15 protein-coding genes are annotated in these 20435 nt (G+C 64.1%); 8 read left to right on the top strand and 7 right to left on the bottom strand.

Going from position 1 to position 20435, the window contains the following annotated elements; translation table 11 throughout:
• The first annotated feature begins 304 nt into the window (after positions 1–304).
• The 3 genes from clpS to ACZ92H_RS20460 all read left to right on the top strand — a co-directional run bounded on the left by clpS (position 305) and on the right by ACZ92H_RS20460 (position 6493).
• A complete protein-coding gene (gene clpS / locus ACZ92H_RS20450; protein ID WP_034751577.1) occupies positions 305–607 on the top strand; it encodes an ATP-dependent Clp protease adapter ClpS in 303 nt (100 codons plus the stop codon).
• Positions 604–2904, top strand: coding sequence for an ATP-dependent Clp protease ATP-binding subunit ClpA (clpA, locus tag ACZ92H_RS20455; RefSeq protein WP_092798507.1), 2301 nt, complete (start codon positions 604–606; stop codon positions 2902–2904). Before clpS ends, clpA begins: the two co-directional genes overlap by 4 nt.
• 232 nt (positions 2905–3136) lie before the next feature.
• Positions 3137–6493: a S41 family peptidase gene (locus ACZ92H_RS20460; protein ID WP_465050827.1), complete on the top strand. Its 3357-nt coding sequence runs from the start codon at positions 3137–3139 to the stop codon at positions 6491–6493.
• A 5-nt stretch (positions 6494–6498) separates the two neighbouring features.
• Here the strand turns inward: ACZ92H_RS20460 and ACZ92H_RS20465 are convergent, their stop codons facing one another.
• From ACZ92H_RS20465 to prpR, 5 genes are all read right to left on the bottom strand, one after another.
• Positions 6499–7209 carry a LytR/AlgR family response regulator transcription factor gene (locus ACZ92H_RS20465; protein WP_465050828.1) on the bottom strand — a complete coding sequence of 237 codons (711 nt, stop codon included), beginning with the start codon at positions 7207–7209 and terminating at the stop codon, positions 6499–6501.
• Positions 7206–8258 carry a sensor histidine kinase gene (locus ACZ92H_RS20470; RefSeq protein ID WP_465050829.1) on the bottom strand — a complete coding sequence of 351 codons (1053 nt, stop codon included), beginning with the start codon at positions 8256–8258 and terminating at the stop codon, positions 7206–7208. Before ACZ92H_RS20470 ends, ACZ92H_RS20465 begins: the two co-directional genes overlap by 4 nt.
• A 9-nt stretch (positions 8259–8267) precedes the next feature.
• The gene (locus tag ACZ92H_RS20475) at positions 8268–9140 is read right to left on the bottom strand and encodes an alpha/beta fold hydrolase (protein WP_465050830.1); all 873 of its coding nucleotides are present in this window, start codon (positions 9138–9140) and stop codon (positions 8268–8270) included.
• A gap of 90 nt (positions 9141–9230) precedes the next feature.
• A complete protein-coding gene (locus ACZ92H_RS20480; protein WP_465050831.1) occupies positions 9231–10157 on the bottom strand; it encodes a phytanoyl-CoA dioxygenase family protein in 927 nt (308 codons plus the stop codon).
• Between the two features lie 27 nt (positions 10158–10184).
• Positions 10185–11810 carry a propionate catabolism operon regulatory protein PrpR gene (prpR, locus tag ACZ92H_RS20485; protein ID WP_131373756.1) on the bottom strand — a complete coding sequence of 542 codons (1626 nt, stop codon included), beginning with the start codon at positions 11808–11810 and terminating at the stop codon, positions 10185–10187.
• Positions 11811–12021: 211 nt separating this feature from the next.
• Between prpR and ACZ92H_RS20490 the strand changes: the two genes are divergently transcribed.
• Positions 12022–15684, top strand: a complete 3663-nt coding sequence (locus ACZ92H_RS20490; protein ID WP_465050851.1) for a sensor domain-containing protein — start codon at positions 12022–12024, stop codon at positions 15682–15684.
• Here ACZ92H_RS20490 and xth read toward each other — a convergent pair.
• The gene (gene xth, locus ACZ92H_RS20495) at positions 15681–16445 is read right to left on the bottom strand and encodes an exodeoxyribonuclease III (RefSeq protein WP_465050832.1); all 765 of its coding nucleotides are present in this window, start codon (positions 16443–16445) and stop codon (positions 15681–15683) included. The genes ACZ92H_RS20490 and xth overlap by 4 nt on opposite strands.
• Positions 16446–17050: 605 nt before the next feature.
• On the opposite strand from xth, the gene ACZ92H_RS20500 reads away from it, so the two are divergent.
• The 4 genes from ACZ92H_RS20500 (at position 17051) to ACZ92H_RS20515 (ending at position 18715) form a co-directional block, all read left to right on the top strand.
• Positions 17051–17422: a phiTE_015 family protein gene (locus tag ACZ92H_RS20500; protein WP_131373754.1), complete on the top strand. Its 372-nt coding sequence runs from the start codon at positions 17051–17053 to the stop codon at positions 17420–17422.
• A gap of 10 nt (positions 17423–17432) precedes the next feature.
• Positions 17433–17621, top strand: a complete 189-nt coding sequence (locus tag ACZ92H_RS20505; RefSeq protein WP_065306721.1) for a DUF1653 domain-containing protein — start codon at positions 17433–17435, stop codon at positions 17619–17621.
• Between the two features lie 69 nt (positions 17622–17690).
• Complete coding sequence (locus tag ACZ92H_RS20510) at positions 17691–18161, top strand: CreA family protein (protein ID WP_092798512.1); 471 nt, start codon at positions 17691–17693, stop codon at positions 18159–18161.
• Positions 18162–18172: 11 nt separating this feature from the next.
• Entirely contained in the window at positions 18173–18715 is a 543-nt protein-coding gene (locus ACZ92H_RS20515; protein ID WP_465050834.1) for a hypothetical protein, read from the top strand.
• A gap of 207 nt (positions 18716–18922) precedes the next feature.
• On the opposite strand, the gene ACZ92H_RS20520 is transcribed toward ACZ92H_RS20515, so the two are convergent.
• Entirely contained in the window at positions 18923–20416 is a 1494-nt protein-coding gene (locus ACZ92H_RS20520) for a leucyl aminopeptidase (RefSeq protein ID WP_465050835.1), read from the bottom strand.
• Positions 20417–20435 lie beyond the last annotated feature (19 nt).

A 20435-nucleotide genomic window follows, 5' to 3' on the forward strand; every position in this document is an offset into this window, starting at 1 on the left:
TTAAAACAAATCACACGAGCCATAAAAGCAAGAAGCTTCTTGCCCCCTCCTCGACGTCTCACTTCTTATCAAGCTGTACATTACTGCAACAGTCGATACAGCATTGTTGGCGGAATAAATAATGAAGTCAAGCGCTTTTCCATCGATATTGCCAAATTCTTCACGACGACCAAAAAAGCAACTCTTGATTTTGACAGCAAGGTCGCCATCTGCGCAGTATTAAGAAAACGCGTAAGATTGAAAACAATTGGAAAGGCGTAGATATTGCGCATGACAACCACTGTGAAAGCATTAGAATAAGCGTATGGCAACCAAGCACGACACAGAAACCCTGCTGGAGCGGCAGGTGCTGAAGCCGCCACCGCTCTACCAGGTGGCCTTGCTCAATGACGATTACACCCCGATGGAATTTGTGGTGGCGATCATTCAGGAGTATTTCAACAAGGACCGTGAAACGGCGACGCAAATCATGCTCAGTGTTCATCGCTACGGCAAAGGAGTGTGCGGCGTGTTCTCTAAAGATATAGCGTGTACCAAAGTGGAGTTCGTTTTAACGCATGCGCGCAAGGCGGGGCACCCCCTGCAGTGCGTGATGGAGGAAGTATGATTGCGCAGGAATTAGAAGTAAGTTTGCACATGGCGTTTGTCGAAGCTCGGCAGGCACGGCACGAATTCATCACGGTTGAGCATTTATTGCTGGCACTGCTGGATAATCCCTCCGCAGCTGAGGTATTGCGTGCCTGCGCGGTCAATATTGAAGACCTGCGCAAGACCCTCACCAATTTCATCGGCGATAACACGCCGACCGTGCCTGGCACGGGCGAAGTCGACACTCAGCCGACGCTTGGTTTCCAGCGCGTGATCCAGCGCGCCATCATGCATGTCCAGTCCGCCTCGAATGGCAAGAAGGAAGTTACCGGCGCCAACGTGCTGGTGGCCATCTTCGGCGAAAAGGATTCGCACGCGGTCTACTACCTGCACCAGCAGGGCGTGACGCGCCTGGACGTGGTCAATTTCATCTCGCACGGCGTGCGCAAGGACCAGTCGACCGAAAGCGCAAAAGCTTCCGAAGGCGTGGAAGAAGCGCCCGTCGACGGCCAGCCGAAGGAAAGCCCGCTCGACCAGTTCACGCAAAACCTGAACAAGGCGGCTGCCGAAGGCAAGATCGACCCGCTGATCGGGCGCGAGGACGAAGTCGACCGCGTGATCCAGATCCTGTGCCGCCGCCGCAAGAACAATCCGCTGCTCGTCGGCGAGGCGGGCGTGGGCAAGACGGCGATCGCCGAGGGCCTGGCCTACCGCATCACGCAAAGCGATGTGCCGGAAATCCTGCAGAATGCCGTCGTGTATTCGCTGGACATGGGCGCCTTGCTGGCCGGCACCAAATACCGCGGTGACTTCGAACAGCGCCTGAAAGCCGTGCTGAAACAGCTGAAGGACAATCCGAACGGCATCCTGTTCATCGACGAGATCCACACCATCATCGGTGCGGGCTCGGCCTCGGGCGGCACGCTGGACGCATCCAACCTGCTGAAACCGGCGCTGGCGAACGGCCAGCTCAAGTGCATCGGCGCGACCACCTACACGGAATTCCGCGGCGTGTTCGAGAAAGACCATGCGCTCTCCCGCCGCTTCCAGAAAGTGGACGTCAACGAACCGACCGTCGAGCAAACCGTGCAGATCCTGCGCGGCCTCAAGTCGCGCTTCGAAGAGCACCATGGCGTGAAATACTCGGCCTCGGCCTTGTCGACGGCGGCGGAACTGGCGGCGCGCTTCATCAACGACCGCCACCTGCCCGACAAGGCGATCGACGTCATTGATGAAGCGGGCGCGGCGCAGCGCATCCTGCCGAAGTCGAAGCAGAAGAAAACCATCGGCAAGGCCGAGATCGAGGACATCATCGCCAAGATCGCCCGCATTCCGCCGCAAACGGTCAACCAGGACGACCGCAGCAAGCTGCAGACCATCGACCGCGACTTGCGTAACGTGGTGTTCGGGCAAGATCCTGCCATCGACGCACTGGCTTCGGCCATCAAGATGGCCCGTGCCGGCCTGGGCAAGACGGACAAGCCGATCGGCTCCTTCCTGTTCTCCGGTCCTACCGGCGTGGGCAAGACCGAGGTGGCGAAACAGCTGGCTTTCATCCTCGGTATCGAGCTGATCCGTTTCGACATGTCGGAATACATGGAACGCCACGCCGTCAGCCGCCTGATCGGCGCGCCGCCGGGCTACGTCGGCTTCGACCAGGGCGGCCTGCTGACGGAAGCGATCACCAAGAAGCCGCATGCGGTCTTGCTGCTCGATGAAATTGAAAAAGCCCATCCGGACATTTTCAATATCCTGCTGCAAGTGATGGATCATGGCACCTTGACGGACAACAATGGCCGCAAAGCCGATTTCCGCAACGTGATCATCATCATGACGACGAATGCCGGCGCGGAAAGCTTGCAAAAGACGTCGATCGGCTTCACCAACTCGAAGCAGGCTGGCGACGAGATGGCCGACATCAAGCGCATGTTCACGCCGGAGTTCCGCAACCGTATCGATGCGACCATCAGCTTCCGCGCGCTGGACCAGGAAATCATCCTGCGCGTGGTCGACAAGTTCCTGATGCAGCTGGAAGAACAGTTGCACGAGAAAAAGGTCGAAGCGGTCTTCACGGAGAAGCTGCGTACCTTCCTCGGCAAGAAAGGCTTCGACCCGCTGATGGGCGCGCGTCCGATGGCGCGTTTGATCCAGGACATGATCCGCAAGGCGCTGGCCGACGAACTGTTGTTCGGCCGCCTGGTCACCGGCGGCAAGGTCACGGTCGACCTGGACGACAAGGACCAGGTCTTGCTGGAATTCCCGGAACCGCCTGACGCGGCGCCAACGGCTGCACCGGAAACGGTGGAAGTGGAGTAATCGCTGCAGCCCAGACGCCAGGCAAAAAAACCCGCCCACGCAAGTGGCGCGGGTTTTTTTACGTCCGTACATCCGGCAATGTGCATGAAACTGTTGTGTAAATAGCCTTGTTTAAAAATAGGTATTGCTTTTACGTAAGCTATGCAAGAATCATGTTCGCGATGTCGGCCACGCTCCACGTCGTTGCGTTTCCACGACCATTCATAGCTTGTTTTGAAGACAGACTGCTCACATGAAAATTTCCCGTACTCTCGCTCTCCTGTTGTGCTCCGCCGGCTTGCTGGGCAGCGCCACCGCTGCGCCTGCCGCCGCCGGCAGTTATTTCCGCTTTCCTGCCGTGCGCGGCGATACCGTCGTATTTACCGCCGAAGGCGACCTGTGGAAAAGCAATCTCCATGGCGGCGCGGCGCAGCGCCTGACCACCCATCCCGGCTATGAAACGAACGCGGCGATTTCGCGCGATGGCCAGTGGCTGGCATTTTCGGCTTCCTACGAGGGCGCGCAGGAAGCGTATGTGATGCCGCTGGCAGGCGGCTTGCCGCGCCGTATCTCATATGACAATGGCGGCGTGCTGGTGCTGGGCTGGACGGCGCAGGGCGAAGTGCTGGTGAGCACGCAAAATACGGATGGTCCTGCCTCGCGCCGCATCGTCGCCGCCATCGATCCCGTGAAGCAGACGCGCCGCGTGTTTCCCGTGGCTGACGCGAACGACGCCGTGCTCGACGATGCCGGCACCACCCTGTACTTCACGCGTTTCGGCCTGGCCATGACGAACGACAATGTGCGCAATTACCGCGGTGGCGCGCACGCCACCCTCTGGCGCTATGACCTGGGCGGCAAGGCTGAAGCCGTGCCCATGCACAAGGATGCCGCGGTGTTGGCCGGCAACAACAAGCGTCCCATGTGGTGGCAGGGCCGCGTCTATTACATCAGCGACGAGGGCGGCAGCGACAATCTGTGGAGCATGCTGCCCGACGGTTCCGATCGCCGCGCGCTGACCGCGCACACGCAGTGGGACGTGCGCAATGCATCCCTGGGCGACGGCAAGATCGTCTACCAGCTGGGGGCGGACTTGCACGTGCTCGACCTGGCCGCACCGGCGGCGGCAGCCACCTCGCAGCCGCTGGCCATCAGCCTGGTGTCCGACTTCGACCAGCAGCGCGCGCGCCAGATCCGCTCGCCGCTCGATACCTTGAGCAATGTGCAGCTGTCCGGCAAGGATGAGCGCATCATCCTCACCGCCAGGGGCCGTGTCAGCATCGCCGGCACGGGCAGCCAGCGCAGGGTCGACATCGCCATACCGGAAGGCGCCCGCGCGCGCGACGCGGTTTTCTCCAGCGATGAAAAATCCGTCTTCGCCATCGTCGACACGAGCGGCGAAAATGAAATCTGGAAGTTTGCCGCCGACGGTTCCGGCAAGGGCGAGCAGCTGACGACGCAGGGCAACAACCACCGCTGGAAACTGTATCCGTCGCCGGACGGGCGCTGGCTGGCGCACACGGACAAGAAGGGCCGCTTCTGGCTGCTGGACCTGGCGACAAAAGGCAACCAGCTGATCGATGACGCGGGCAAGGCGGGCGTGGACAAGCACGACGAAGTGCAATGGTCGCCCGACAGCCGCAACCTGGCCATCGTGCGCGTGGCCAGCAACGAGCAGCGCGAGCAGATCGGCGTGTACAACCTCGCCGCGAAACAGCTGCAGTTCGTCACCAGCGACCGCTACACGTCCGGCTCGCCCGTGTTTTCGCCCGACGGGCGATGGTTGTACTTCATGTCGGCGCGTAATTTCCAGCTGGCCAACGGTTCGCCGTGGGGCGACCGCAACATGGGCCCCGTGTTCGACAAGCGCATCGGCGTATATGCGCTGGCGCTGCAGCCGGGTAACCGTTTTCCGTTTCAGCCCGACGATGAACTGAGCCGTCCTGGCGTCAAGCCGGCCGAGACGGACGATGAAAAGGCGGCCGAACTGGCAGCCGAAAAAGCCCTGGAGAAAGCCGGCGGCAAGGCAGCCGTGAAAAAGGCCCCCGCCAGCCTGCCGGACATCGCCCTCAAGGGCCTGGCCGAGCGCCTGTATGAGGTGCCGCTGCCGCCGGGCAATTACGATGCGCTGGCCGTCGATGACAAGCGCCTGTATTTCCTCGAGCGCGAAGGCAGCGAGCGCAAGTTCAGCCTGAAGACCTTGGCGATCGGCAATACCGGCTCGAAACCGGAACAGCTGGTGGCCAATGTGCGCGAATTCGACCTAGCCCAGGATAAAAAGCATTTGTACTACCGCACGGCGGCGGAAAACGGTCCGGGCGAGATGCTGGTCATCGAGGCGGGTGCCAAGCTGCCGGCCGACTTGAGCAAGGCCAAGGTCAAGGTCGACGACTGGACCTTCGTTTCCAATCCGCGCCTGGAATGGAAGCAGATGTTCAACGATGCCTGGCGCCTGCACCGCGACTTCCTGTACGACGCGAAGATGCGCGGCGTGGACTGGAAGGCGGCGCGCGACAAGTATGCGCCGCTGGTCGAGCGGGTCACGGACCGCGCCGAACTCAATGATGTGCTGGGCATGATGGTGGCTGAAGTGGGCGCACTGCATTCGCAGATTCGTCCCGGCGAATTGCGCCGCACGGAGCAGGAAGGCACGCCGGCGGGCCTCGGTGCCGTCCTGGCGCGCACGGCTGGCGGCTACAAGGTCGAGCATGTCTACCGCAGCGAAGCGGAGCTGCCATCGGCGCGCGCGCCGCTGTCGCGCCCCGACGTGGACGTGAAGGAGGGCGACGTGATCACGGCCGTGAATGGCCGCGACGTGCTGGCCGCGCGCGACATCAGCGACCTGCTGCTGAACCAGGCCGACAAGCAGGTGCTGCTGCAGGTCAGGCGGGGCAATGGCGCGCCGCGCGCCGTCATCGTCAAGCCCGTCAACATGGCGAAACAGACGGCGCTGCGCTATGGGGACTGGGAGCTGAGCCGCGCCGAGCAGGTGGCGGCCGCCTCGCAAGGGCGCATCGGCTACCTGCACCTGCGCGCCATGGGGCCCAACGACATCGCCTCGTTCGCGCGCGACTTCTACGCCAACATCAACCGCGAAGGCCTGATCATCGACGTGCGGCGCAATAACGGCGGCAATATCGACAGCTGGATCATCGAGAAACTGCTGCGCAAGGCCTGGGCCTACTGGGCGCCGCCGGGCGTGCAGCCGTCGTCGAACATGCAGAACACCTTCCGCGGCCACCTGGTGGTGCTGGTCGACGAGCTGACCTATTCGGATGGCGAGACCTTCGCCGCCGGCATCAAGGCCCTGGGCCTGGCGCCGCTGGTGGGCAAGCGCACGGCGGGCGCCGGCGTCTGGCTCAGCGACAATACGCGCCTGGCCGACAACGGCATGGCGCGCGTGGCGGAAAACGGCCAGTTCGGCATCGACGGCCAGTGGCTGATCGAAGGCGTGGGCGTGGTGCCGGACGTGGAGGTGGAGAACCCGCCGCACGCCACCTTCAACGGCGCCGACCGCCAGCTGGAAGTGGCCCTGGAGATGCTGGCGAAAAAACTCAGGGAGCAGCCGCGCCCGGCCTTCCAGCCGCAGGCGATTCCGGCGCTGAAGTAAGGCCGCTACAGGCCGGCGACGGCCTTGAAATGCTGCGCGCGGCGGCGCGACACTTCCACCACGCTGCCGTCCAGCAGGCGCAGGTCGAGGCCATCGGCCGCATTCGGGGCCACTTGCTCCACCTGCGCCAGGTTGACGATCTGGCGCCGGTTGGCGCGGAAGAACTGCGCCGGATCGAGGCGTTCTTCCAGCTGGTTCAACGAGCGCAGCATCAGCGGCTGCTGCGCCGCGAAAAACACGCGCGTGTAGTTGCCTTCCGATTCCAGCAGGCGAATGGCATCGAGCGGGACAAACCAGCAGCGCTCGCCATCCCGGATGAACACCTTGCGCGGCCTCGGCGCCGGCGCCGCCTGCACGCGGGCGCCGGCGCGTGCCAGCGCCGTTGCCAGGCGCGCCGCCTGCACGGGTTTTTGCAGGTAGTCGAGGGCGCTTACTTCGAATGCCTGCAGCGCGTACTGGTCGAAGGCCGTGCAAAAGATGACGTCGGGCGCGTCGTCGAGCGCGGCCAGCAGGTCGAAGCCGGAAGCGCCCGGCATCTGCACGTCGAGCAGCAGCAGGTCCGGATGCAGCTTGCCGATCTGCGCGACGGCTTCCGCGGCGCTGGCCGCCTCGCCGACGATATCGACCTGCGGGTGCGCCGCCAGCAGGCGCCGCAACTCGGCGCGCGCCAGGCGCTCGTCGTCCACCAGCAGCACGGTGATGGGGCGCACGCTCATGGCTGCTCCGGAAACTGCATCGTCGCGTGTACCCAGCCGGCCTGTTCGTGCAACTCCAGGCTGGCGCTGTCGCCACACAGCAGCTGCAGGCGCTGGCGCGCATTGCGCAGGCCGATGCAGGTCGAGCCCGAAGCGCTGCGCAAGGCACCCGTGTTGGCCACGTCGATGTGCAGCATGGCCACGCCGCCGTCGCGCACCCGTCGCACCGTGATGCGGATGTCGCAGCCGCCGCCGTGCGCCTCGACGCCATACTTGACGGCGTTTTCCACCAGCGTCTGCATGGCCATGGGCGGCACGCGCAGCGCTTCCAATCCATCCGTGATATCGAAGGTGACGCGCAGGCGTTCCTCGAAGCGTATCAGCTCGATGGCCAGGTAGGCGCGCACGGCCTCCAGTTCGGCCGCCAGCGGCACCAGCGCGTGCTGGCCCGACTGCAGCGCATGGCGCATCAGGCTGGCCAGCTGGTCGATCATGTGCGCGGCCGCATCGCGGTCTTCATACATCAGCGCGCGCATGCTATTGAGGCTGTTGAAGAAAAAATGCGGATTGACCTGCGCCTGCAGCGCACGCAGCTGGGCGTCCTTGGCCAGGATTTCCAGGCGCAGCGCTTCGGCTTCAAGGCGGTTGGCGCGGCGCAGCGACTGCGCCATCAGGTACAGCAGGGTCCAGACGAGGAAAGTGCCGGTCCACGAGGCCAGGGCTGACGGCAGCCAGTCGACGCCGCGCACGTTGCCGAAGGGCTGCAGCACGACATACCCCAGCGCCACGAGGACCGTTTGCAGCACGCCCAGCGTCACGACGGCCGGGACGATGCGCCACCACTCGGCATGCCGGCCCACCAGCTGCTGGCGGCGCAGCCGGCGCCGCCAGGCAATGGACAGCGCCAGGCCGCTGGCCGCGCCCCAGAAGCTGGTGCCGGCGATGGCCCAGCTCACGCCGTTGAAGCTGAGACTCTGCAGGGTCAGCAGGCCGATCCCACTCCAGCCGGCCAGCTGGAAGAGCCAGTACCAGCGCAGCCGGGCGAGCAGAGGGGGGCGTGCCTGCCGCATGGCGCGCGCCTAGTCGAGGAACTGTTCGATGCGCCCGAGCATCCAGTCCGGCTCGTCGTACATGATGAAGTGGCGCGCCGTGTCGGCCAGCGCGATCTGCACGCCCGGCAGCCGCTGGTACTGGGCATGGAAAGTGTTTTCCACGGCGGCGCGGGTGGTGTAGTCGCGGTACGCGGCCCAGGTGCCCAGCACCAGGGTGGGCGACTGCACCTTGGCGACTTCCTGGCGCAGGTCCGTTCCCATCAGCGTGGCCATGGCGTCGATCACGCTGTTCCTGTCCGAACGCCGGCCCCAGTCGAGGATGCGCGCCACGTCTTCCGGCTTGCCGGCCATGCCGGCGACGCTGCGCCGCTGGCCTTCCGCGAACGATGCCGCATCCTGGCCGTGCATGGCGGTGCGCATTTGCGCGGCCATGTCCTGCAACTGCTGCGGCGTGATGGTAGGCAGCTGCAGCGCGCCCAGCGCCGGCAGTGCATCGACGATCACCAGCTTGCCCGTCTGGCCGGGATGGCCGATGGCCATTTTCAGGGCCAGGAAGCCGCCCAGGCTATGCCCGATGATGGCGGGCTGGCCCAGTTTTTTCGCGGCGATGTAGCCAGCCAGCTGTTCTTCGGCGCGTGCCAGCAGGTCGCCATCGACGGGGGGCACGCCGGCAAAGCCGGCCAGGGTCAGCACGTGGCACTGGCGTCCGGCCTGCGGCGCGCACAGGCGCGCCACCGTGCCTTGCCAGACTTCGCCCGACGAGGCCAGGCCGGGAATCAGGATCAGCGGACGGCCCTGGCCCGTCACCTCGACCGTGAATGCCCTGGGCGCGGCGGCCTGGCTGGCGCCGGCCAGCAGCGCCGTCGCGAGCAGGATGCAAGTGTGCAGCGTTCGTTTCATGGGTGTTTCCTCCTTGACGACCATGCTAGCCGTGCCGGAGCCTTGCTGCCAGCGCCTTGGGATGAACGGCGGCAGGCAGGGATGGGCGGTTCAGATCCATTCGGCGTGATCCGGGCAGTGCTCGGGCAGGTAGGTCAGGTACTGCACCATACGCGGCGCCGTACCGTGGTTGGGCGTGGCGCAATGGGGCAAGGCCTGGTGCCACAGGATGAAGTCACCGGCCTTGCCTTCGACGGGTATCGGCTGCAGCTGTTGCACCGCCCACGCGCGCGGCGGATGACCGGCAGGCACGCCTTGCAGCCACTCGGCGATGCGGTGCTGGAAGCCGGGCACGCAGTGGAAGGCGCCATGCCGCGCAGGGCAGTCGCTCAGGTATAGCATGCCCTGGAGCTTGAACGGAATCGGCAGCTGCAGGCTGACGTCCCAGTGCAGGTCGCTGCCGGCGAAGCGGTACTGCGGCGTTTGCGGCGGATTGAAGCTCACCTTGTCGATGCTGGGATAAATGCGCGTGCCGCTGCCGTACAGCTGCTGGAAGGCGTGGCGGATGTGCGCGCAGTGGCGGTTTTCCTCGAGCGCGGGATGGTCGGAAAACTGCAGCATCAAGCCCCGCTTGCCTGGGTGCGGCTGGTACCACGATGCGGGCGCATCGGCGCTGGCGCCCAGGTAATCCCAGATGGCCTGCCGGGCAGCTTCGCAGCGCGCCGGCGGCACCACGCCGCGCAGCACCAGGTAGCCGTGCTCTTCGAAATGGCGCAGTTCGCCGGCCGACAGCACGTCCTCGTGCGGGCTGCTGGCGTGGGCCGGGCGCGGGCGCGTGCGAACGGCCAGCCAGGCCGCGAATGCTTCCAGCGTGGGCCGCTGCTGGTACAGGAACAGCAGCGCGTCTTCCATCGAGATGCCGCGCGCGTACAGCGCCCGGATGTCCTGGTTGTCGTGCGCCAGTCCCTGCGCGCCGGCTGCGCCGGAAGGCTGGGTACAGCGTTGCCACAATGCCAGCAAGTGAGGCCAGTCGTCCATGGTATCGTCCAGAAAGGTAGATAAAAATCAGCTGCCGCGCAGGCGGCGCCACAGCGTGGTGCGGCTGATGCCCAGGTAGCTGGCCGCCGCGTCGCGGCGTCCGCCGAAACGCGCCAGCACGGCGCTGGCGCTTTCCTCTTCCAGGCGCGGCGCGAGGATGGCCGCTGGCGCATCCGGGGGCGCCTCCGCGATCGTGTCGTGGGCCAGTTCCGGCGCCACGCCCAGCACGAAGGCGGGCGTCAGCGCCTGCAGCGGTTCGGCGGCCAGGAACAAGGCCAGGCGTTCGGCCAGGTTGCGCAATTCGCGCACATTGCCGGGCCAGGCGTAGCGGCGCAGCAGCGGTGCGCAGCCGGTAATTTCCGCGTGCAGGTTCGGATGGGGACGCGCGCCGAGCGCGGCCAGCGCGTTTTTCAAGGACCATTCGGCCAGTCCGGGAATGTCGCTGGCGCGTTCGCGCAAGGCCGGCAAATGCAGGCGCAGCACGGCCAGGCGGTAGAACAGGTCGGCGCGGAAGCGGCCTTCGCGGATGCGCTGCTCCAGGTCGCAGTGCGTGGCGCTGATGATGCGCACGTTGATGGCGATGGGCCGCGTGCCGCCCACGCGCACCACTTCGCGCTCTTCCAGTACGCGCAGCAGCCGCGTTTGCAGGGCCAGCGGCATTTCGCCGATTTCATCGAGGAACAGGGTGCCGTGGTTGGCCGCTTCAAACAGGCCAGCATGGCCGCCCCGGCGCGCGCCCGTAAAGGCGCCGTCTTCGTGGCCGAACAGCTCCGATTCCAGCAGCGATTCGGCGATGGCACCGCAATTGATGGCGATGAAGGGGCGGTTGGCGCCCAGGCTGCGCGGGCTTTCGCGGTGGATCGCCTGCGCCACCAGTTCCTTGCCGCTGCCCGTCTCGCCCTGGATCAGCACCGTCGCCGGCGAGCGCGCATACAGCACCACCGACTGGCGCAGCGCTTCCATCGCCTCGGATTCGCCGCGCAGGTCGTGCAAGCCGTGCCGCGCGCGCAGGGTATCGGCGACGACGGCGCGCCGGCCGCGGCCAGATTCGAGCTGGGTCAGGCGCGCCAGTTCCAGCGCGTCGTCGAAGGCGCGCCGGATGGCGGTGGCCGAATACACGAAGACGGCGTCCAGCCCCGCTTCCTCGGCCAGGTCGGTGACGAGGCCCGCGCCGACGATGGCCTTGATGCCGGCAGCCTTGAGTTCATTGATCTGCGCGCGCGCGTCTTCTTCCGTGGCATACGTGCGCTGCGAGATCCGGAAGCCGAAGGTGGCGGCAAATTCGGCCAGTTCCGGCATCGGGTCCTGGTAGGTGACGACGCCGATCTGCGGCGAGATGCGCCGCGCGCGCGCCAGCGCCTGCATCACGTCATAGCCGCTGGCCTTGGCGATGATGACGGGCACCGACAGGCGCCCCTTCAGGTAGGCGCCGTTCGAGCCGGCCGCGATGACCGCGTCGCAGCGCTCCGTGGCCATGCGTTCGCGAATATGGCGCACGGCGTCGTCGAAGCCCAGGTTGATCGGCTCGATTGTCGCCAGGTCATCGTATTCGAGCGTGATGTCGCGGAACAGGTCGAACAGGCGCGAGACGGAAACGGTCCAGATGACGGGCTTGTCGCGGTGGTCGAGCGGGGGATGGGTGGGGCGGCGCATGCTTTATTCTAAACGATTTGTTTCATATTTTTGTCCTGCAACATCATTGCAACAGGCGCGTTGCAAGTGGTCTGTGGCGTTTCAGTTATTGCCAATAAGGAATATGAAAAAACCCGCGGAAACTGGTTTATGATCTGACAGCACCATGATGCCTGAGAGAATCTTTGCCCAGGCGCATGCTTACTTTGCCTTTAACCGTCCCATGGTGTCCATGAACCGCGTTCCGACCAGTCCCGATTTCATCACCGATGCCTTGCAGCTGATCGCCTTGCCCGCCTGTGCCTGCGACGCCTGCGGCGTGGTGGTGGCGGCGAATGGCGCGCTGGCGTCCTTGCTGGGCATGGATATCTCGGGACGCCTGCTGGCCGACTGTTTCAGCGAGGCTTACCGCGCATCGAGCAGCAGCATGCTGCGCGGCGCGCTGGGCGCGGCCGGACGCGAGCGCCACTGGGACAGCAGCCTGCAGGGGCGCGGCATGCATATCGCCGTGCAGGTGTGGGCCAAGCCGCTGCCGGTGGACGATGGCTTGCCCGGCGCGACCCTGGTGTTTGCCGATATCAGCGTGCAGCAGCGCGACCAGCAGGCCTTGCGCAAGACCCTGCTGGAACAGCAGGCCATCCTGGAAAGCGCGGCCGTCGGCATCGTGTTTTCCAAGGGCGGTTTCATCGAGGAGTGCAATATCCGCGCCGCCGAAATGTTGGGCTACGCGCGCCACCAGCTGACCGGATTGCCGGGCGCGGTGCTGTACCGCTCCGCCGCCGACTGCCGCGCCCTGGGGCTGGAAGCGGCGCCGCTGCTGTCCAAGGGCAAGCCGTTTCGCGCCGAACTGGAATTGCGGCGCCAGGATGGGTCGCTGTTCTGGAGCCGGCTGCACGGGCGCGCCGTCGACCCGCTCAATACGCATGACGGCACGGTGTGGATCATCGAGGATATCAGCGACCACCGGCGCGACGAGGACCAGCTGCGGCGCGCCATGCTGGAAATGCAGGCCGTGATGGACAACGCGCCGCTGGCCATCGGCTTCCAGCGCGACAAGGGCGTGCTGCGCTACAACCGGCGCTTCGCCGAATGCTTCGGTTTTGATGGCGACAGCGGCGTGGGCTTGCCCGTCGCCGACCTGTATCCGTCGCGCGCCGCCTACGAAAACGTGGTGCGGCAGGCGGCGCCCCTGCTGCGGCGCGGCTTGCCGTTCCGCGGCGAGATGGAAATGCGCCGCCGCGATGGCTCGACCTTCTGGGCGCTGGCTTATGGCTATGTGCTCAATCCCGAACAGCAGCCGGACCGCGCGCTGCACGACACGATCTGGCTGTTCGATGACCGCAGCGCGCAAAAGGCGGCCGAGGAGGCGACGCGCCAGCTGATGCTGGAGCAGCAGGCCATCCTCGACAACGCTTCCGTCGGCATCCTGTTTTCCCGCTCGCGCCTGGTCCTGCGCTGCAATCCCCGCTTCGCCGCCATGTTCGGTTATACCCAGGAAGAGATGACGGGTTTGCCGGCCGCCGCACTGTTTCCCTCGCCCGCCGCCTACGAGGAATTTGGCGTGCAAGCGACGCCGCTGCTGGGCCAGGGATTGCCGTACGAGCAGGACGAATCGCTGTTCCGCCGCCGCGACGGCAGCCTGTTCTGGTGCCGCATCCGCGCCAAGGCCGTCGACCAGGAGCACAGCGAGCAAGGCACCATCTGGATACTCGAAGACGTCACGGCCAGCCGCCAGACGCAGATGGAGGTGGCGGCCATCATGACGAATGCCTCGGTGAGCATCCTGTACACGAAGAACCGCCAGATCACGCGCTACAACCTGGGCTTTGCCGCCATGTTCGGCTATAGCGGCGACGAGGCGCTGGGCCTGCCCGGGCGCGCGCTGTATGTATCGCAGCAATCGTATGAGCTGCTGGGCGCGGCCGCTTTTCCCTTCCTCTCCGTGGGCAAGCCGTTCCAGACGGAAGTGGAGATGATGCGCCGCGACGGCACGACCCTGTGGGCGCAGCTGATCGCCTATGTCGTCAATCCCAGCGATCCCGCCGCCGGCACCATCTGGATCATCGAGGACCGCACGGAGGCCAAGCGCGCGGAAGAATCCCTGCGCAACGCGCTGCTGGAAAACCAGGCCATCCTCGACAGCGCCGTGCTGGGCATTTCGGTGGTGGAGGGCGGCTTCAATTTGCGCAGCAACAGCAAGATGGAAGAGCTGTTCGGCTATGCGCCCGGCGAAATCAACGGCCTGTCGGTGCAGGCGCTGTACCCGGACATGGCGGCCTGGAAGGCGGCGCGCAGCGAGACGGCACGCGATTTCGAGGCGGGCAGGGTGCACATGTCGGAATACCAGCTGGTGCGCAAGGATGGCAGCCGCTTCTGGGCGCGCCTATCCGGGCGGCCGTTCGACCTGGCGCATGCGCATGGCCGCTCCGTGTGGCTGGTCGACGACGTGACGGCGCGCCGCGAGGCGGCCGAAGCGGTGCGCCGCGCGCGCGATGAACTGGAATTGCGGGTGCAGGAGCGCACGGCGGAACTGGCCGGCGCCAATCTGCTGCTGCAGGGCGAGATCGTCGAGCGGCGCCAGGCCGAGGCGCGGGTGCACCACATGGCTTACCACGATAACCTGACGGGCTTGCCGAACCGCGCGCTGCTGTCGGACCGCCTGGAGCGGGCCATGCTGGCGTCGCAGCGTTCCGGGCGCAAGCTGGCCGTGATGTTCATCGACCTGGACCGTTTTAAAACCATCAACGATTCGCTGGGCCACATGACGGGCGATTTGCTGCTGAAAGAAGTGGCGGGGCGCCTGTGCCGCGCCGTGCGCGCCAGCGACACGGTGGCGCGCCTGGGCGGCGATGAATTCGTCGTGCTGGTGCCCGGCATCCGCGGCGCCGATGAAGCGGCGCGCGTGGCCGAGAAAATCATCGAGGCGCTGACGCCGGCCTTTCCCCTCGACGGCCATGTGCTGCACGTGACGCCGTCGATCGGCATCTGCGTGTATCCGGACGATGGCGGCGATGTCGACGCGCTGATGCGCCATGCCGATGCGGCCATGTACCACGCCAAGGGCAATGGCCGCAATAACTACCAGTTCTTCACGCAGACGATGAACCAGGCGGCAGCCCTGCATTTTGACCTGGAAAGCAGCTTGCGCACGGCGCTGGCGCTGCAGCAGTTCGAGCTGTTTTACCAGCCCGTGATCGACATCGCCACGCGGCGCCTGCACGGCATGGAAGTGCTGCTGCGCTGGCGCCGTCCCGGCCACGGCCTGGTGCTGCCGGACCGCTTCATTCCCATCATGGAGGAAAACGGCTTGATCGTGCCGGTCGGCGAGTGGGTCATGCGGCAGGCGTGCGAACAAAGCATGGCCTGGCAGCGCCAGGGCTTGCAGCCGGTGCCGCTGGCGGTGAACCTGTCGCCGCGCCAGTTCATGCACAAGGGCCTGGTGGCGGCCATCGGCAGCGTCGTGCGCGAGACGGGCATCGCCCCATCGCTGCTGGAATTCGAGATCACGGAAACGGCGCTGATGCAGCACGGTGAGCATACGCTGGAGATTTTGCGGCAGATTAATGCGATGGGACTGCGCCTGTCGATCGACGACTTCGGCACCGGCTATTCCAGCCTGGCTTACCTGAAGCGCTTCCCCGTGAAGAAGGTCAAGATCGACCGCGCCTTCATCAAGGACCTGGAACACAGTGGCGAAGACCGCGCCATCGTGGCCGCCATCATCGCGCTGGCCGACAGCCTGCAATTGTCGGCCGTGGCCGAAGGCGTGGAGACGGAAGAACAGTTCGCCCTGCTGCAGGCGAACGGCTGCCGCTATGCGCAGGGCTATCTGTTTTCCGCCCCCGTGCCGGCGGCGAATGCGCAGGCCTTGCTGGAGCGAATCGCCGTCAGTTAATCGATCGTCGCCACGACGGGCGCGTGGTCGGACGGCTGTTCCCATTTGCGCGGTACGCGGTCGATGATGCACGCCGTGCAGCGGGCGGCCAGGGCCGGCGAGAGCAGGATGTGGTCGATGCGCAGGCCCTTGTTCAGGCGGAAGCCCAGCTGGCGGTAATCCCACCAGCTGAACGATTTTTCCGCCTGCTCGAACAGGCGGAAGGCGTCCGTCAGGCCGATGTCGAGCAGGCGCTGCAGTGCGGCGCGTTCCTTGTCCGAGACCAGTACCTGGCCTTCCCAGGCGACCGGGTCATGCACGTCGCGGTCGTCGGGCGCGATATTGTAGTCGCCGACGACGGCCAGCTGCGGGTGCTGCCGCGCTTCTTCCGCCAGCCAGTCGTGCAGGGCGGCCAGCCAGCCCAGCTTGTATTCATACTTGTCCGAATCGACGCTCTGGCCATTCGGCACGTAGGCGCAGACGACGCGCACGCCGCCGATGGTGGCGGCCAGGATGCGCTGCTGCGCATCTTCATAGCGCGGGTTGTTCTTGACCACGTCGGTGATCGGCAGCTTCGACAGGATGGCCACGCCGTTGTAGGTCTTCTGGCCGCTGAAGACCACCTGGTAGCCAGCCGCTTCAATGTCGGCGACGGGGAACTTGTCGTCCGTCAACTTGGTTTCTTGCAGGCAAAGTATGTCGACCGGGTTGTCGGCCAGCCACTGCAGCACTTGCGGCAGGCGCACTTTGAGCGAATTGACGTTCCAGGTGGCGAGTTTCATGGGAAAAATCCTTGCGTGATAGATAAAGACTGCGGCGATGACCGGAGTGTTGATTGCGTGTCGATAGGCGCGAATCTTACCGCATGCCTGCCGCTGGCGTCCTGCCCGGCTTGCCGAGCACCTGCTTTATTTGCTTGCAGGGAAAAAGAGTATAAAAAAAGTATTTATTTTTAACCAATCGTGGCGCATGAATATTATGTTTTTGTGTATGATTGATCAACCACTATGATTGATTTGGCATAAGTGGTTCGCGCGGCTTGCTGCGTATGGCCATTTAACACGACAAAGGTGTAAAGTTTCTCGCTAAAACGCGATAAAAACTACTAAAATGGCAGAATGTAACAACTGTGTCACACGGCTTTGTTACAGCCAAGTTAACACCCAGACAGGAAGCAGTTGTAATTAGTTGTAATTGCTATTCCGACTTACATGACCACTGTGCCCGGGGGCGGAATGACAATTCCTTCCCGGGCGCCGCCAGACTTGTTATATAAATTGCAGTACTATATCTATGAGACTGTTTTGCGACATCAATAGATGGTACTATTTTGAAATGTTGCAGTTTTAATAGTGAGACTTGCGCGTAGCATTTGCAAAGGAAGAAAATGCGAACTGCATTTGAAGCGTGGGCGCAGCGTGACGGCCACATTGTGCGGCGAAGAGAAGACAAACCGGACGAGTACCTGATTTTCGAGACCCAGCGCCGCTGGGTTATCTGGCAGGCGGCTCTGACGCATGGCAAGACGGCGACCAAGCCGCGGGTCAGTGCCGCTGAAAAAGCGGCCAAGGCACAGCGCGCCCTGGAAATGTCGTCCGATGAAGCGACCGTGCGCAACAAGGTGCTCAATGAAGTGCTTGACGCCTTCAGCGGCGCCGATGGCGCTGCCGGCATGGAAGGCATTTTGAAAGTGATCCAGAGCCTGAAAATGAAACAGAAGGCGCTGGCCGACGACAAGAGCGAAGATTCCACGGCTTGAGGGGACGGCGATGCGTTATCGGCACTACAAGGGCGGCATTTACGAACTGGTGTGCGAAGCCACGCTGGAATCGGACCTGACGCCGATGATCGTCTATCGCGCCGCTGACGGTTCGATCTGGACCCGGCCGAAAGACGTGTTCTTTCAGCTGATCGAGGTCGAAGGCGTCATGGTGCAGCGTTTTGCGCCCATCAACTGATGGCCGTGCCCGCACGCGCCAGCCAGCTTTGCTGGTTGGGTGCGCAGGCTTACTTCTATGAGTCTCCCGATGCATAAATTGCTGGCCGCTACACTGTTGCTGGGCGCTGCGTGCGCCACGGCGCAGGCCGAAACCATCGGCTCCGTCGATACCGTCTTCAAGCTGATCGGCCCCGACCACAAGATCGTCGTGGAAGCCTACGACGATCCCCGTGTCGGTGGCGTCAGCTGCTACCTGTCGCGCGCCAAGACGGGCGGCATCAAGGGCGCCGTTGGCCTGGCCGAGGACAAGGCGGATGCCGCCGTCGCCTGCCGCCAGGTGGGGCCGCTGCAATTCAAGGGCAAGCTGCCGCGCCAGGAAGAAGTGTTTACCGAGCGCGCCTCGATCTTCTTCAAGCACGTGCGCGTGGTGCGCATGGTCGACAGCAAGCGCAATGCACTGGTCTACCTGGTGTATTCCGACCGCCTGATCGAGGGCAGTCCGAAAAACAGCGTCACTGCCGTCGCCGTGCCTGGCGAGCAGCCCATCCCCGTCCGTTAAGCGAGTTTCCCATGCGTGGATCTTCGTCTGCCGCTCTTGCCGCCAAGGCGTTGCTGCTGTGTGGCCTGGGCGGCTGCGCCACCCTGACGGGCAACACCGACCAGATGGTGCTGGTGCAAACCATCCAGGACAACCGCGAGCTGACGGGCGCCGGCTGCATCCTCAGCAATGACGTGGGCAAGTGGTTTGTCACCACGCCGGGGCGCATCACCATCCGCAAGAGCCGGGAGCCGCTGAAGGTCGACTGCAGGAAGCACGGCTCGCCCGCCGTCGCGCAGGACAGCAGCATCGACCCCAAGCTCAATGGCAGTGTCTGGGGCAATGTGATCCTGACCCTTGGCGTCGGCTATTTCGTCGACCGCAACACGGGCGCCGGCTTCGACTATCCATCTGTCCTGACGATCGTCATGCAGGACCCGGCGCGCCTGGCGCCGCCGCCACCGCCCGTGCGCGTCGCCGCGCCGGCACCGGCCACTCCCGGCGAAGCGACGCCGCAAAGCGTGGTGCAGCCGAAAGTGGCGCCATTGCCGATTCCCGATCCGGTCGTCTATTAAATACTTCGTCTATTAAATACTGCGCAAGAATGCAAAAAACCGCCATGCTTATTGAGGCCTGGCGGTTTTTTTTGCGGCGTCAAGGCGCCTGATAAAACCGTTGCGGGCGGGAGCCGGTGGTGGCCGAGAAGCGCAGCCGTACTTTAAGTACGGCGCGCATCGGCGGCCGCCAACAGCCCCGCGCAGCAGCTTTGCTCTGGCGCTCCCTTACACGCGGTTGATCAGGAACGTGGTCAGCAAAGGCACCGGACGGCCGGTCGCGCCTTTGGAACCGCCCGATTTCCAGGCCGTGCCGGCGATGTCCAGATGCGCCCAGGTGTACTTCTTGGTGAAGTTTTCCAGGAACGCCGCTGCCGTCACCGAGCCGCCGCCTGGCGTGCCGATGTTGGCCAGGTCGGCGAAGTTCGACTTCAGCTGCTCGTTGTACGCCTCTTCGATCGGCATGCGCCATGCGGTGTCGCTCGCTTGCTTGCCCGCTGCCAGCAGTTCATTGGCCAGCTGGTCATGCGCCGCATCGCTGCGCGTGAACAGGCCGCTGTTGTGGTGGCCTAGGGCGATGACGCAGGCGCCCGTTAGGGTGGCGATATCGACCACGGCTGCCGGCTTGAAGCGTTCCGCATAGGTCAGCGCGTCGCACAGCACCAGGCGGCCTTCGGCGTCGGTGTTCAGCACTTCAATGGTCAGGCCATTCATCGAGGTGACGATGTCGCCCGGCTTGGTGGCGCGGCCCGATGGCATGTTTTCGCAGGCGGCGATGACGCCGATGACGTTCAGCTTCAGGTTCATTTCGCCGATGGCGCGGAAGGTGCCCAGCACCGAAGCGGCGCCGCACATGTCGTATTTCATCTCGTCCATGCCAGGACCGGCCTTGATCGAAATGCCGCCCGTGTCGAAGGTGATGCCTTTGCCGACCAGGACGACTGGCGCATCCTTGGCCTTGCCGCCCATGTGCTTCAGGACGATGAACTTCGGTGGCTGTTCGCTGCCGTTGGTGACGGACAGGAAGCTGCCCATTTTCAGCGCTTCGAGCTGTTTGCGGTCCAGCACTTCCACTTCAAACTTGTAATCCTTGGCCAGCTGCTTGGCCGTGTTGGCCAGGTAGGTCGGGTTGGCGATGTTCGCCGGCAGGTCGCCCAGGTTGCGCGTCAGGTCGGAGCCGTTGGCAATGGCGATGGCTTGCGCCAGCGCGCCGCGCGTGGCGGCGGTGGCCGGTGCCGACAGGACGATCTTGCGCACGCCTGCTGGCGCCGGGTCTTTTTTGCTTTTTTGCGAATCGCAGCGGTATTCGCCGTCATGGGCGGCTTGCACCACGCAACGGATTGCCCAATTTACGTCGCGCTCTTTCACTTCCGTCAGCGGTAATGCGATAATGGCGTCCGCAGCGCCGAGGGAGCCGAATGCCTTCAGCGCCGCTTGTACACCGGCGGCGAAGCTTTTTTCGCTGACGGTTTCATCGCTGCCCATGCCGACGAGCAGAACGCGTTCGGCGACGACGCCATCGACTGCGCGCAGCAGCAACGTGCTGCCCGGCTTGCCGCTGATATCGCCGGACTTCAGCGCAGCCGAAATCGCACCCTTGCTGTCCAGCGATTTTGCCGCTGGCGACAGTTTTTTGTTTTCGAATACCGCAACCGCGATGCATCCGCTTTTGGCCGTGCCGAGGGTGCTCTTGGTATCGAATGCTTTTATGCTAAAGTCCATTTGGTTCTCCGTTTTCATT

The sequence above is a fragment of the Janthinobacterium foliorum genome, assembly GCF_978021625.1.

Coding starts and splice junctions, on each gene's coding strand:
- prpR (WP_131373756.1), bottom strand. CDS start 11,810: ATGCGCCGCCCCACCCATCCCCCGCTCGACCACCGCGACAAGCCCGTC.
- ACZ92H_RS20515 (WP_465050834.1), top strand. CDS start 18,173: ATGCGTGGATCTTCGTCTGCCGCTCTTGCCGCCAAGGCGTTGCTGCTG.
- ACZ92H_RS20510 (WP_092798512.1), top strand. CDS start 17,691: ATGCATAAATTGCTGGCCGCTACACTGTTGCTGGGCGCTGCGTGCGCC.
- ACZ92H_RS20480 (WP_465050831.1), bottom strand. CDS start 10,157: ATGGACGACTGGCCTCACTTGCTGGCATTGTGGCAACGCTGTACCCAG.
- ACZ92H_RS20470 (WP_465050829.1), bottom strand. CDS start 8,258: ATGCGGCAGGCACGCCCCCCTCTGCTCGCCCGGCTGCGCTGGTACTGG.
- ACZ92H_RS20500 (WP_131373754.1), top strand. CDS start 17,051: ATGCGAACTGCATTTGAAGCGTGGGCGCAGCGTGACGGCCACATTGTG.
- ACZ92H_RS20490 (WP_465050851.1), top strand. CDS start 12,022: ATGAACCGCGTTCCGACCAGTCCCGATTTCATCACCGATGCCTTGCAG.
- clpA (WP_092798507.1), top strand. CDS start 604: ATGATTGCGCAGGAATTAGAAGTAAGTTTGCACATGGCGTTTGTCGAA.
- ACZ92H_RS20520 (WP_465050835.1), bottom strand. CDS start 20,416: ATGGACTTTAGCATAAAAGCATTCGATACCAAGAGCACCCTCGGCACG.
- ACZ92H_RS20465 (WP_465050828.1), bottom strand. CDS start 7,209: ATGAGCGTGCGCCCCATCACCGTGCTGCTGGTGGACGACGAGCGCCTG.
- ACZ92H_RS20505 (WP_065306721.1), top strand. CDS start 17,433: ATGCGTTATCGGCACTACAAGGGCGGCATTTACGAACTGGTGTGCGAA.
- ACZ92H_RS20460 (WP_465050827.1), top strand. CDS start 3,137: ATGAAAATTTCCCGTACTCTCGCTCTCCTGTTGTGCTCCGCCGGCTTG.
- ACZ92H_RS20475 (WP_465050830.1), bottom strand. CDS start 9,140: ATGAAACGAACGCTGCACACTTGCATCCTGCTCGCGACGGCGCTGCTG.
- xth (WP_465050832.1), bottom strand. CDS start 16,445: ATGAAACTCGCCACCTGGAACGTCAATTCGCTCAAAGTGCGCCTGCCG.
- clpS (WP_034751577.1), top strand. CDS start 305: ATGGCAACCAAGCACGACACAGAAACCCTGCTGGAGCGGCAGGTGCTG.